General features: G+C 43.6%; 10 protein-coding genes. 4 read left to right on the top strand and 6 right to left on the bottom strand.

The window, feature by feature from the left end:
- The first annotated feature begins 320 nt into the window (after nt 1-320).
- From OCV19_RS17950 to gcvP, 3 genes are all read left to right on the top strand, one after another.
- The gene (locus OCV19_RS17950) at nt 321-1,613 is read left to right on the top strand and encodes a serine hydroxymethyltransferase (protein ID WP_010429450.1); all 1,293 of its coding nucleotides are present in this window, start codon (nt 321-323) and stop codon (nt 1,611-1,613) included.
- Between the two features lie 51 nt (nt 1,614-1,664).
- Entirely contained in the window at nt 1,665-2,045 is a 381-nt protein-coding gene (gene gcvH, locus OCV19_RS17945; RefSeq protein WP_017105929.1) for a glycine cleavage system protein GcvH, read from the top strand.
- An 89-nt stretch (nt 2,046-2,134) separates the two neighbouring features.
- A complete protein-coding gene (gene gcvP / locus OCV19_RS17940; RefSeq protein WP_065675378.1) occupies nt 2,135-5,014 on the top strand; it encodes an aminomethyl-transferring glycine dehydrogenase in 2,880 nt (959 codons plus the stop codon).
- A gap of 321 nt (nt 5,015-5,335) precedes the next feature.
- On the opposite strand, the gene OCV19_RS17935 is transcribed toward gcvP, so the two are convergent.
- Nucleotides 5,336-6,154, bottom strand: a complete 819-nt coding sequence (locus tag OCV19_RS17935; protein WP_139093557.1) for a hypothetical protein — start codon at nt 6,152-6,154, stop codon at nt 5,336-5,338.
- Between the two features lie 509 nt (nt 6,155-6,663).
- Between OCV19_RS17935 and OCV19_RS17930 the strand changes: the two genes are divergently transcribed.
- Nucleotides 6,664-8,046 carry an MATE family efflux transporter gene (locus tag OCV19_RS17930; protein WP_065675380.1) on the top strand — a complete coding sequence of 461 codons (1,383 nt, stop codon included), beginning with the start codon at nt 6,664-6,666 and terminating at the stop codon, nt 8,044-8,046.
- A 97-nt stretch (nt 8,047-8,143) separates the two neighbouring features.
- On the opposite strand, the gene OCV19_RS17925 is transcribed toward OCV19_RS17930, so the two are convergent.
- From OCV19_RS17925 to OCV19_RS17905, 5 genes are all read right to left on the bottom strand, one after another.
- On the bottom strand, nt 8,144-8,701 hold the full coding sequence (locus tag OCV19_RS17925; protein WP_083994251.1) for a type II secretion system protein: 558 nt from the start codon (nt 8,699-8,701) through the stop codon (nt 8,144-8,146).
- 414 nt (nt 8,702-9,115) lie between these two features.
- The gene (locus tag OCV19_RS17920) at nt 9,116-10,171 is read right to left on the bottom strand and encodes a DUF1254 domain-containing protein (protein WP_050646387.1); all 1,056 of its coding nucleotides are present in this window, start codon (nt 10,169-10,171) and stop codon (nt 9,116-9,118) included.
- 440 nt (nt 10,172-10,611) lie between these two features.
- The gene (locus OCV19_RS17915) at nt 10,612-11,562 is read right to left on the bottom strand and encodes a LysR family transcriptional regulator (protein WP_065675382.1); all 951 of its coding nucleotides are present in this window, start codon (nt 11,560-11,562) and stop codon (nt 10,612-10,614) included.
- Nucleotides 11,563-11,708: 146 nt separating this feature from the next.
- A complete protein-coding gene (locus OCV19_RS17910) occupies nt 11,709-12,572 on the bottom strand; it encodes a delta-class carbonic anhydrase (protein WP_065675383.1) in 864 nt (287 codons plus the stop codon).
- A gap of 357 nt (nt 12,573-12,929) precedes the next feature.
- A complete protein-coding gene (locus OCV19_RS17905) occupies nt 12,930-13,415 on the bottom strand; it encodes a putative periplasmic lipoprotein (protein WP_065675384.1) in 486 nt (161 codons plus the stop codon).
- Nucleotides 13,416-13,426: the final 11 nt, after the last annotated feature.

Below are 13,426 nucleotides of genomic sequence, written 5' to 3'. Positions count from 1 at the left end.
TTTCCTATTGGAAATTTTTGTTGAAAATTGAATTTAACGGAGCTATGTTATCGACTTGTTAGATGAAGAGATGCTACTTCAGCTTGCTGCAAATGATAAATTTAACATTTGTAAGAGCTGTTTTTACCCGAACTTTTTTGGGAAACAATTCGTGCTGCATTGACCCTACAACGATCGCTTAGACGCTGTAAGAGTATATTTATAACGCTATTCACGTTTATTTATACCTATATAGCGCAAACGATACCGATGCAGAAATCAACGTAAGACCTAATGGACTATAAAAACAATCACCATTAGCTTAATGAAAGGTCTCGACAATGAACGCTTACCAAAACCATAGCTTAGACAGTTTTTTCTCTACAAACCTATCTGGTACTGACGATGCTGTATTTGCTGGAATCCAAGCAGAGAACACTCGTCAAAACGAACAAATCGAACTTATTGCTTCTGAGAACATCGTTTCTAAAGCAGTAATGCAAGCTCAAGGCACTTGCCTAACCAATAAATACGCGGAAGGTTATCCAGGCCGTCGTTACTACGGTGGTTGTGAGCACGTAGATACCGTTGAATCTATTGCGATTGAACGCGCTAAACAGCTGTTCAAATGTGAATACGTAAACGTGCAGCCTCACTCTGGTGCTCAAGCAAACGGAGCAGTTAAACTTGCGCTACTTCAACCTGGCGACACTATCCTAGGTATGTCTCTAGACGCTGGTGGTCACCTTACACACGGTGCACGTCCTGCAATGTCGGGCAAGTGGTTCAACGCAGTACAATACGGTGTAGACCGCGATACTCTAGAAATCGATTATGAAGCGGTACGCGCTTTAGCTATCGAAAGCCAACCTAAAATGATTATTGCTGGTGGTAGTGCTATCCCACGCGTTATTGATTTTGCCAAGTTCCGTGAAATCGCTGACGAAGTTGGCGCAATCCTAATGGTAGATATGGCACACATCGCGGGCCTCATCGCAACAGGTGCTCACCCTAGCCCACTACCACACGCACACGTTGTTACTACAACAACGCACAAAACACTTCGTGGCCCACGCGGCGGTATGATTCTTACGAACCACGAAGACATCAACAAAAAGATCAACTCTGCAGTGTTCCCTGGCCTTCAAGGCGGCCCACTAATGCACGTTATCGCGGCTAAAGCAGTGGCGTTTGGCGAAGCTCTTGGCCCAGAATTTAATACTTATATTGATTCAGTGATCGACAACGCAAAAGTTCTCGCTGAAGTGTTGCAAACTCGCGGTTGTGACATTGTGACTGGCGGTACAGACACGCACCTGATGTTGGTTGACCTTCGCCCTAAGGGCTTGAAAGGTAACGTAACTGAAGAAGCATTAGAACGTGCAGGGATCACATGTAACAAAAATGGCATACCATTCGATACAGAGAAGCCTATGATTACTTCTGGTATCCGTTTAGGTACGCCAGCTGGAACCAGTCGTGGTTTTGGCACTGAAGAATTCAAACTTATCGGTGAATGGATCGGTGATGTACTTGATGGCTTAGTTGAGAGCCCTGAAGGCAACGCTGAAGTTGAGCAACGTGTTCGCAAGCAAGTTAAAGAGCTTTGCAAACGCTTCCCTCTTTATCGTTAAACCGTTTTTAAGATTTAAATTAAAACCTCATAAATTTTTGGAGAATAAGCAATGGACAATACACTAAAGTTTGCAGACAGCCACGAGTGGGTAAAAGACAACGGTGACGGTACTGTAACTATCGGTATTTCTGAGCACGCTCAAGAGATGCTAGGTGACGTTGTGTTTGTTGACCTGCCTGACACTGGAGACGAAATCGAAGCTGGCGAAAGCTTCTCTCTAGTTGAATCAGTGAAAGCAGCTTCTGATATCTACGCACCAATCTCTGGCGAAATCGTAGAAATCAACGAAGAATTAGAAGATAGCCCTGAGTTAATTAACGAAGAATCTTATGAAGGTGGTTGGATTGTTAAAGTGAAGATGTCTGATGCGTCTGAACTAGACAACCTTAAGGATGCGGAAGAATACCTAAGCTCTATCGAAGAAGACTAATAGGTAACCTCATTACGATAAAGCTGCTCTTTTGAGCAGCTTAATTTTAGGGGCTAGCTCACGGCTCCAGAGAGAAAGTAGAACATATCATGACTGAATTACTTCAAAGCCAATTACTAAAAGACCTGGGTACTCAAAACGAGTTTGTTGCTCGTCATAACGGCCCTAATAAAGCAGACCAGCAAAAAATGCTTGAAGCGATCAACGCGACTAGCTTAGAAGCACTGATCGACGAAACGGTTCCTGCACAAATCCGTCTTGAAAAACCAATGACACTTGCTGCTCCATTGAGCGAAATGGACATGCTGACCTCTCTTAAAGAGATCGCTAACCTAAACCAAGTGAAACGTACTTTCATTGGCCAAGGCTACTACAACACATTCACTCCAAACGTTATTCTACGTAACGTTTTAGAGAACCCAGGCTGGTACACAGCTTACACACCATACCAACCAGAGATTTCTCAAGGTCGTCTTGAAGCTCTACTGAATTACCAACAAATGGTAATGGACTTAACTGGTATGGAAATCGCGAACGCGTCTCTTCTTGATGAAGCTACAGCGGCTGGCGAAGCTATGACACTGTGTAAGCGTGCTGGTAAAAGCAAGAGCAAAGTATTCTTCGTTGCTGACGATGTTCACCCTCAAACACTAGAAGTTGTTAAAACTCGTGCTGAGTACATCGGTTTTGAAGTAATGGTTGGCGCTCTTGAAACACTTCCAGAGCAAGACGTATTTGGTGCGTTAGTTCAATACCCTGGTACAACAGGCGAAGTTCGTGATCTAACAGACATCATTGCGAAAGCTCAAGCAAACAAGACTCTTGTAACGGTTGCAACTGACCTACTTGCTTCTGCTCTACTTAAGCCAGCTGGCGAAATGGGCGCAGACGTAGTCATCGGTTCAGCGCAACGTTTCGGCGTTCCTATGGGTTACGGCGGTCCACACGCAGCATTCATGGGTACTCGTGAAAAGCATAAGCGTACAATGCCAGGTCGTGTAATCGGCGTATCTATCGATACTCACGGTAACCAAGCGCTACGTATGGCAATGCAAACTCGTGAGCAACACATCCGCCGCGAGAAAGCGACATCGAACATCTGTACAGCTCAAGCACTTCTAGCAAACATGGCGTCTTTCTACGCGGTTTACCACGGTGCAGAAGGCCTTCGTACTATTGCTCGTCGTACACACCACATGACAGCTATCCTAGCGGCTGGTTTGACTAAAGCGGGTTACGAGCTAACGAACAACAGCTTCTTTGATACCATCACAATCAACTCTGAAGAGAACACAGATGCACTGTACGCAAAAGCGCAAGCAGCAGACATCAACCTTCGTCGACTTGTTGGCAAAATCGGTATCAGCTTAGATGAAACAACCACAGTCGACGACGTGAATGCCCTATTCGCAATCTTCGACGTGAAAGAAGACGTTCAAGCACTATCTTCTGAGATTGCATCAAACGAGTTTGCAGCAATTCCAGAAAACTGCCGTCGTGAATCAGAGTTCCTAACTCACCCAGTATTCAATACGCACCACAGCGAAACGCAAATGATGCGTTACCTAAAACAGCTTGAGAACAAAGACTTCTCACTAACGCACGGCATGATCCCACTGGGTAGCTGTACGATGAAGCTGAACGCTGCTGCTGAGATGATCCCAGTAACATGGCCTGAGTTTGGTTCAATTCACCCATTCGCACCTCTAGAGCAAGCGGCTGGTTACACAGCACTAGCGAAAGATCTTAAAGAGAAGCTATGTGAAATCACCGGTTACGACGATTTCTCACTACAGCCTAATTCTGGTGCATCTGGCGAATACGCAGGTCTAATCGCGATTCAACGTTACCACGCAAGCCGCGGTGAAGCTCACCGTAACGTTTGTCTGATTCCAAGCTCTGCGCACGGTACTAACCCTGCAACGGCATCAATGGTTTCAATGAAGGTTGTGGTTGTTAAGTGTGATGAAGATGGCAACATCGACATGACAGACCTAGCAGCGAAAATCGAGAAGCACAAAGAAAACCTATCAAGTATCATGATCACTTACCCTTCTACGCACGGCGTATACGAAGAGCAAGTGAAAGAAGTGTGTGAACAAGTACACGCAGCGGGCGGTCAAGTTTACCTAGACGGCGCGAACATGAACGCTCAAGTAGGCCTAACTTCACCTGGCTTCATCGGTTCAGACGTATCTCACTTAAACCTACACAAAACATTCTGTATCCCACACGGTGGTGGCGGTCCGGGTATGGGTCCTATCGGTGTTAAATCACACCTAGCACCTTTCCTACCAGGTCACATCGAAAACGGTGTACAAGGTTCTGACTACGCGGTATCAGCTGCAGATCTAGGTAGTGCTTCAATTCTACCTATCTCTTGGGCTTACATCGCGATGATGGGCGAACTAGGCCTAACAGACGCAACTAAAGTAGCGATTCTGAACGCGAACTACGTGATGGAAAAACTACGTCCTCACTACCCTGTTCTTTACCGTGGCACTAACGGCCGCGTAGCGCACGAATGTATTATCGATATTCGTCCACTTAAAGAAGACACAGGCATCAGCGAAGAAGATATTGCTAAGCGTCTAATGGACTTCGGTTTCCACGCGCCTACTATGTCTTTCCCAGTAGCTGGCACACTAATGGTAGAGCCAACTGAATCAGAAGACTTAGAAGAGCTAGACCGTTTCTGTGAAGCGATGATTGCAATCCGTCACGAAATGGCAGCAGTGAAAAACGGTGAATGGCCACTAGACAACAACCCTCTAGTGAACGCACCACACACACAAGTTGACTTAGCTGGCGCAGAATGGGATCGCCCTTACTCTCGTGAACTTGGTTGTTTCCCATCGAAAGCAACGAAGAACTCGAAGTACTGGCCTACAGTTAACCGTGTAGACAACGTATACGGCGACCGTAACCTAATCTGTTCTTGCCCGAGCATCGACAATTACGAAGATTAATTCGTAGCGGTGCTAAGCAGCAAAACATAACAAAGGCGAACCAAATGGTTCGCCTTTTTGTTTTCTGAAATTCAAGATCAATAAATGGATTGACCTTACCGTAAGGGAAAGGTTTAAGGTGAAATGAATCCAACGATGAATGAGGAAACAATTATGTTATGTTGCAATAAAGCGCCAAAAGGTGGTGCCCCTCTTGGCTTACTCCTAAAGGTCACGCTTGGGATTGGTCTTTTAGTGTTTCTACTGGCTTTGTGGCAGTAGCATCTGCTTTAAAAACGACAACTCTATACGTCGATCAAAGTTGTTCTTGAAATCGTTTTTTCAGGCATTTATTAGCAAGTCACTAAACTTCTCTTTTAGTTGGTCGCTGAACGCATCAAATGTGTCAGTAACTGACAAAACCATATCAAGCTGCTGAGGAGACCCACCCTCACAAGCTAAAACAAGTCTTAACTGTTCTTTTGATAGGTACTTAGTAAGCGTAGACAGTAACTCTTGACGTGTTTTGAGGTTAGCAACAATGAAACCCCATCTCGTATCACTTTTGATTCCGTTGAGTACATTCTCATAAGAAAGATGACGTTGGATTTGTTCATTGTACTCAGTTAGTACTGCATTTCTGTGCCATGCATAGTACTTTTTTACACACTCTAGATACTTAAAGAACGTCTCATATACATCGACTTTCTCTCCATGATGCTCTAGAAATTGTTTTGCAGCTGATTTCCAATCTTTGTATTTTTTAAGATCATCAATATAGAAGTAAAAGCGAACGTCCCTAGTTTGTTTTTTGAAGTCTCTCGATATAACCCAGTTTGCTTCAACAATCTTGACATGAAGAATATAGTTTCTTAGTCCCTGTATAAACTCATGTATGCCTGAGTTACCGAAGATCTCTAAGCGTGTTTCATTTGATTTTTCAACGGAATACTTTTGTGAAAACCGTCTAAAATGATCAACAAGTGCCATTGTTGCTGCAGATGCACTAAAAATAGACTTTCTAACATCTAACTGCTTTTGTTCCAGCTTTTGTTGATTAGCAGGATACCAAAAGTCTAACTTTGTTGTTTCATGGCTAAAAGAGTTAATGCTATTCAATACATCGTTGTAGCATGCTTCCAATACTGTTACACAATCCATTAATTCTTCGTGCCTTTGCCACAATATCGCACCCTCAGTGCACTTTAGAATTTGTTCTGTTTCCGAAAAATTTCTGAAATACGCATGTCGAATCTCATCAGTACTCCAAGCAGGTTTATTTATATCCAACAATTTAAAATTGACCTCAAAATACCTAACAGCGGTTACACAGAGTAATTCTGTCCAATTAATTATGCCACCAATTTTACTAGCTTTGGTTTGTCCATAACAATCAGCGATATTGTTTTCTTAGTGATTAACATAACAAATAGGAAATTTAAGGACTGAATAGGATTCAAATAAAAAATCAATAAGTTGCGTACAATCACACTGTAACTGCACTGTGATAAGTAGCTACTCTGGATCGTCAAATTACGCTCAATCAATCCAATGCTTGACCCTATACGGTAAGGTGTTTATATTGTCGCCCGCCCAACGGGGCACATCCTAAAATACACACCGGCCATCCTGCCATCATTCGTGTATTTATATTGGTGTTGTGAACTTCCATGCTAACGAAACTTCGTCCTTTTACTCGTGAATCGGGTGCGCTTATGCATCTTTCGGTTCCTATCATTTTGACTCAAATAGCGACCCAGGCGATGGGATTTGTCGATACGACAATGGCTGGCCAAGTAAGCCCTGCCGATCTCGCCGCTATTGCACTCGGTACCAGCCTTTGGATTCCTGTGTTGCTGCTACTTCGTGGCGTGATTATGGCGTTAACGCCTGTTGTCGCTTACCACCGCGGCGCACGTGACTTTCAAAGTATCTCTGTTGAGTTCTTCCAAATGGTTTGGTTGGCATTAATTGCTAGCGTATTACTCATCGCTTACTTAGTGAGTGCGAAACCGATCTTAGAGTGGATTGGGGTTGCCTCTGAGATCATTCCAATTGGTAGCGACTATGCGTTTGCCCTAGCCTTCGGTGTGCCGGGTATTGCCCTATTTTACACCTTGAATGGCTTTTGTGAGGGTATGAACAACACTAAAGTGCCAATGATCATTTCGGTGGTTGGTTTGTTGGTGAATATTCCGGTCAACTACGTGCTTATCTACGGCAAGTTTGGCTTCCCTGAAATGGGGGCTGTGGGCTGTGGCTGGGCGACTAGCTTGGTGTATTGGCTAATGTCCGGAATGTTGTATTCCTACATTAAAGGTCATCACCACTACAAAACTATCATCAACTTTTCAGATGCAAAGCCAAAAGCAAAAGAGATGCTTCACCTTCTAAGATTAGGTTTACCTATCGGGATGAATATCGCGGTGTGTGGCAGTATCTTTGCGGTTATCGCTTTGATGATCGGCCGTATTGGTGCAGAGAACGTAGCAGCGGCGCAAATCGCTCTCAATATTTCAAGCCTAACTTACGTGATTCCTATGAGTATCTCGTTTGGCATTACGATTCGTGTTGGACACGCTCTTGGCGAAAAAGACGAACTAGGCGCGATTGAACGCAGTAAAGTCGGTATCTTAGTTGCAGCATTAATCTCACTTCTTTCAGTAGCGATGTTCTTACTGTTCCCTGAGTGGATCATTAGGCTTTACACAACCGACCCTGCAATAAGCGCGACAGCAGCAGTATTGTTGACCTTTACTGCTATGTACCAATTCAGCGATGCATTACAAACGTCTGCTAACGGCGCACTGCGTGGCTATAAAGATACTAAGATCCCAATGATCTTAGCCATCGCTTCATACTGGGGCTTAGCACTTCCACTCGGCATGGTGTTGGGCTTAACAGACCACATTGTTCCTGCTATGGGTGAGGAAGGATTTTGGATTGGTATCCTAACGGGCTTGAGCGTTTCAGCGACGCTGATGTTAATTCGCTTGCGATACGTGATTAAGAAGCGTGACTTGCCACCAACAAGTGCTCTATTGGCAAACTAAGACAAATCATCAAGCTAATACAAAAAAGCGCGTTATTGCTACTCGGCAATAACGCGCTTTTTTATTGAATTTTCATAAATCAGTTCATGTGTTCGGTTTAACACTCATCGTTAACTACTTGAACGGTACATACACAACCATCAGCTGGACATGTATCTCCACTCGTTCTACCACCAAAAGAATCATAGAGAACATAACAACCAGATGGAAGATCGTCTATTATCGCGCCGCCAAGATCTCCAGTGGTAAACGGGTATTCATAACCAACCACTGTATACCTATTAGCAAAGTCAGACGTTAAGCTGTCATCATCTGACAAGGTAAGGAAATCGAGCATATTCAATTTGTCGCCAGACTCCCCTCGGCTTTCAGGACAAAGTGTACCCCAGTCGACCTCAACGCTACCGATACCGAAATCGATCACATAGTTACTTTGGTCATCTGGGTTTTCCGCACTAGGGTCTAGCCCAACAATAATGGCTTTAGAGGTTACCTGAGTGATGACCCCTTCCATCGCACCAGCGACGCCCTCAAGTACCGCTTCTCTCGCTGACTCTTGGATATTAAGAAACCTCGGAGCTGCTGTAACGGCCAAGACTCCAAGTATCACGATGACAATGATTAATTCCATTAAAGTAAATCCGTTTTTCTTCATAACACCCACATCAAATGACAGCTATAGATACAATTATTGAATAAACTATCAATAACTATACATCGCGATTAGGATTCATAAAACTCAACGGCTATCGGTTTTTATAACACTGGTATGTGGTGTTTGTTCTATCTAGAGGCTGCAAAGATAACTGGAAGCGTTGTCACATAAGGTGTCAGTGGGTTTAAATTCGAACAAATGCGTGGTGCAACTGAAAGTATCGATGGAAGAAGGTTTAATTGATTTATTTGAACTGAGGCACGCTACGTATAACCAAAGTTAGACCATTTTTTGACTTGGTCTTTCTGTTTCTCCGACTAAGAAAACAAGAAACAAAATAGAACCCATAAAAAAACGCGCTACTACCATGGGTAATAACGCGCATCTATCAATCGTTGTACGACTATCGCAACATTAGTTCACTGCTTTCACGTAAGGAAGCACTCGGAATCCATCGCGTACTTTTTGGCTTGGAATGTAATGGCGGAAAGCTAAGTTAAACACACCAGAATCGTTTTCTGTTTTGATGTTGTTTACCGCATCATCACCACAACCAAAGCTTACAGTGTAAGTGCCATCGGCATTTTTCTCAGCCGTGTTTGAGCTTACGTTCGCCACTTCACCAAACATGAAACCTTGCTTGTTGTAGACAGTTACCGACCAAAACGCTTGGTTTTTAGGGTCATCAAAGGTTGCCTGATGACAAGTGTCTGCTGGGAAGTTGCCAGAGACTTCATAGATATTGTCATCTAACTGCGCGCCACCCCAACCGATAGCCGCGCCCACTGCGTACTTCTCTTTGGTAAACATCTCTTTTGAAGCATCTTCAGGGCTGGTAAACATACCAAACGTCGCCTGAGCACCATCGCGTTTCAGTAGTTTGGGCATTTCCATCTTAAGGTTTTTCTCTACCTCATCGAATGATTTCTCATCCACTTGCATTGCCATGAATTCGCCATCTGCTTTTGCATCAATGCTCATCTGATCTTGGATTTTATGAACTTCATCTTTGGTGAACGTCGCATCAGTACGAACGATGACATACACGTGGTCACCACTGTGAGTAGAAAGATCAAACGTACCAGAACCGTATTGCATTGGCTGAATGCGGTGGTCTTCTGTAATCACCTCCATCGACATGTATTTGCCTTCAGGAATCTCAGGCAACGTAATCGTCGCGCCTTGTGAAACGTTAATCACAGCCATTGAGTAGTATGTGTCTCGGTTCATTCGAACCACAGGCTGTTTATCAGTTGGCGTTAGCTCGCGTTTGTGTAGGAATTTATTAACGCCAACAAGCTCTTGGTTTTTCAAATATTGGCGTGACGTTTCGTACACCGCGTAATTGTCGACGGTAGTCACTTCACCATCGGCATTGAAGAACTCTGTCAGAGTCGAAACTTCTTCAGCTGCGTAAGAAGAAAGAGAAACTGCGCTTAAACCTAAAACTACTAATGCTAATTTTTTCATTGTTGACCTCTAATAAAATCGATAACGCTAAATCAATACATAGTCCATTTGTTTTTGTTCGAACAGTTAGTTCGTTAACCGCTCAACTTGTGAACAATGTTATCAAGGCAGCATAAATTCACAAATGACATCTCCGTATAAGAGATATGCATGAAAGTTATGTCGCCACTATCGATTTATTCTTAAGATGAACGATTACCTTCAACAGGCTCACTGGTTAACAATAGACAGGTAGGGCAATGAATCCAGTTTAGGGCTGTAGTTGAAATTGGCTGAGCGCAAACCAACTGATGATTAGAAATAATAAAGCAGGAAAGGAAGACGTCATGTTATGAATCACAGGCGCTGAAGTATCTAAACCAGATCCATATGAAAACTGGAGGTCGGTTATTGCTCTAGCTGGTTATTGCTTAGGCCAGCTCTAAAGTCCGTAGCCTTAATCAACTGTCACAAACAACGTCTTCAATCACCGACACGACTAAGTTCTTGAACCATTGATGGGCTGGGCTAGTAACGGTTCTTTTATGCTCAATCAAAAACAGTTCGAACATTAACTCGGGTACATTATCTAGAGAGAATATCGGCACTATCTTGTCGCCTATTCCCTCTAGTTCCGTCAATTTGTGGGTAGCAACCAAAATTGTATTCGAGCTCTGCATCACTTCCACCAGCGTAAGAAGCTGTCCGCTTTTAAAAGCAATATCTCTCTGCATTCCATTCTTAACTAAGTAAGTATCTACAGGGTGTTGCAGCCCGTAATTCGAGCGAATATCGAGCGTGAGATCGACAAAACGAGATTCGAGGCACTGCTCAAGCGTGACATTTTCAGCTTGGGCTAAAGGGTGATTTTCTGAAACATAAAATACCGGATAGATCTGGCCAAGACTCACATATGGGAATTCGATTGGATTGCTCGGGGCTTCGATATGAATAGTAAAATCTACATCTCGTGATAACAGTTGACTAGTAGGCGTTTTTGCAATCGGATATTCGATAAGACTGGCGTTTGGAGCATCGTGCATGAACCGTTCAGCAAGGGGAACAGAAAGCATCCGACTCATTAATGGCGGCACAGAAACAACAAAGGTTTGAACACATTCAGCAGGATCAAACGCAGATTTCGTTACTAGGCTTCTCATCGCCAATAGCAACTCGTCTAAAGGTGCTTGCAGTTCTAGCGCTTTTTGCGTGGGCACTAAGCCATTAGACTCTCGATAAAACAGTGGGTCATCAAACAACTCTCGCAAGCGACTTAACGTACGACTCATCGCAGGTTGAGACAGATACAAAGTATTAGCAGCTCGCGTTACGTTCCTCTCTTTGATTAAAACACTTAACGACACTAATAAGTTTAGATCCAGCCGAGAAAGCTGTTGTTCGATAGTCATCATAAGACATGCATTCGAGTAATATCACTCGTTAAATAATTGCACCATTGTGACTAACAAACAAGTCTCTGTTTAAACGATGTCACTTATATCCAACTAAAAAGGCGAACCCATCGGTTCGCCTTAATCATTTTATTGGTCAGAATCGTTTAGTCATTACGAATAGGTGATAACAACTCAGGGTTAACCACCAAGTTTCTCACACCGTGGGCGTGATCTTCGTTAAAGTCATTGCCTTCACACCAGCTACCTACTGTCGCGATATTTACTTTCGCGACTTGTGGTCTAACGCTCCATGTTACTTGGAAAGGTGAACCTTGCTCATTGTAACCAGGGCCCGTTGTAGAGCCTGCGTATTGGATCGCTGAGCCAGTATCTTGTGGGATGTTTGGTGCTTGGTGTAAGCCGTTCACTTTTGAATGTTTAGCGAGCGCTTCAAAGTCGAGTGCTCTGTCGTCATTCACTAATACGTAAACTTGGGTTTCTACACGCAGTTGCGGGTTGGTAATTGCGTCGTTAAAACAAGCGCCCAATGTTTCACCCGGTTCAACTTGCGCCGTTGAATAAACATAGTGAACTTCAATGGTGTCGCCCGAATGCAAAGAACCATGATCGCTCGGACAAACCTTACCCTCAAATGGTTTCAGCTCAGCTGAACTCAACTTACCTGTGTATTTAAAACCACTCTGGAAGCCCTTCCCATCACCATTGCCAGCGTATTGAGTAAACTCGCCGCCTTTGTGCTCAGCGTTCTTATGGAAGTGAATATTACATAAGTTCATTGCTGTTGAATCAGGGGCATCCGAAAACAGCCTGGTATTTGTTCCTTTCAATGAACCCAAATCTCGTGGGGCTTGCGGGCCAAAACCTTGCCCTTGGGTGTTTTCAGAAAGCTTCGCTCTTTGCTCTGCGATAACACCATCTGATACAGACTCATGGCTCGTGTCTGATGCATTTGCATGAGCTGACAACATCACCATCGCGACACTTAAAAACACACTCTTATTCTTCATTTTTCTTCCCTAGAATATTGATAACTAAACCTAACCGCACTTAACAGCAAACATCTTACTATGCTCGTAAGTGAATATAAGATTTGTCTTTGTAAGATTAGATTTCATTGCTTACTTTGGGATGAGTATTAGAACCCTTGATGCATATAACAAGTCAAACAGGGTAAATTCGGCGAGTCCCTTCCAGAACTAATAATTTCCTATTTTCGTTTACCGTCGCCTGACTCAGCGCTCAGATAAGTGAGCACGATTCTTAGGAAGAACGGTGGCCAGATTTAGAAGATCAAAAAAGGCGAACCATCTGGCTCGCCTTCACGTTTCATTCTATCTATTAGGTTGTCGTTATAGGTTAACGATTTAACCGTTACCGGTGGCAAATATCCCAAACGTCATGACGTTCAATGCATCTGTCACGCCCTCTAGTGATTTAATCACGGTCTTAGTCGGTTTATTATGACGAATAAAATAGCTTCCGATGCCTTTTTCACTGCCACTCTTAGCATCGCTTTCCGTTGTTTCTGTCGCTGCTACTTGAGAAGGTTCCACTGATTCTGATTCTGGCTCTGGCTCTGGCTCTGGCTCTGCATGTGCGTGAGCTATCGTGTCGTTATTTGAATCAAGGTTAGTGACTGGTTGATGATTAACGATAGAATCATTGGAAGAATCAACGCTGGTCTCAGCGTTTGTATAGCTTGAAGTCTCGAGGTTACTCTCTCCCTCTACGCTTTTCGACATAGCGTCTTCGTTGCTCAATGTCTCATCGTCTAGCTGATGATTACTCGTTGAAGAACAAGCTGTTAAGAAGAACAGGCCAACGATGAATATGAGTAAGTTTTTCATCATAATGATAAAGC

The organism is Vibrio celticus (assembly GCF_024347335.1).
GTDB classification, from domain to species: Bacteria; Pseudomonadota; Gammaproteobacteria; order Enterobacterales; family Vibrionaceae; genus Vibrio; species Vibrio celticus.
Note: the sequence above shows the minus strand (reverse complement) of the source record. Positions and strands in the feature narration are given on the sequence as shown.

Bases quoted from the DNA above. Each gene is read 5' to 3' on its own strand.
- OCV19_RS17950 (WP_010429450.1), top strand. From the start codon at position 321: ATGAACGCTTACCAAAACCATAGCTTAGACAGTTTTTTCTCTACAAAC.
- gcvH (WP_017105929.1), top strand. From the start codon at position 1,665: ATGGACAATACACTAAAGTTTGCAGACAGCCACGAGTGGGTAAAAGAC.
- gcvP (WP_065675378.1), top strand. From the start codon at position 2,135: ATGACTGAATTACTTCAAAGCCAATTACTAAAAGACCTGGGTACTCAA.
- OCV19_RS17935 (WP_139093557.1), bottom strand. From the start codon at position 6,154: ATGGATTGTGTAACAGTATTGGAAGCATGCTACAACGATGTATTGAAT.
- OCV19_RS17930 (WP_065675380.1), top strand. From the start codon at position 6,664: ATGCTAACGAAACTTCGTCCTTTTACTCGTGAATCGGGTGCGCTTATG.
- OCV19_RS17925 (WP_083994251.1), bottom strand. From the start codon at position 8,701: ATGAAGAAAAACGGATTTACTTTAATGGAATTAATCATTGTCATCGTG.
- OCV19_RS17920 (WP_050646387.1), bottom strand. From the start codon at position 10,171: ATGAAAAAATTAGCATTAGTAGTTTTAGGTTTAAGCGCAGTTTCTCTT.
- OCV19_RS17915 (WP_065675382.1), bottom strand. From the start codon at position 11,562: ATGATGACTATCGAACAACAGCTTTCTCGGCTGGATCTAAACTTATTA.
- OCV19_RS17910 (WP_065675383.1), bottom strand. From the start codon at position 12,572: ATGAAGAATAAGAGTGTGTTTTTAAGTGTCGCGATGGTGATGTTGTCA.
- OCV19_RS17905 (WP_065675384.1), bottom strand. From the start codon at position 13,415: ATGATGAAAAACTTACTCATATTCATCGTTGGCCTGTTCTTCTTAACA.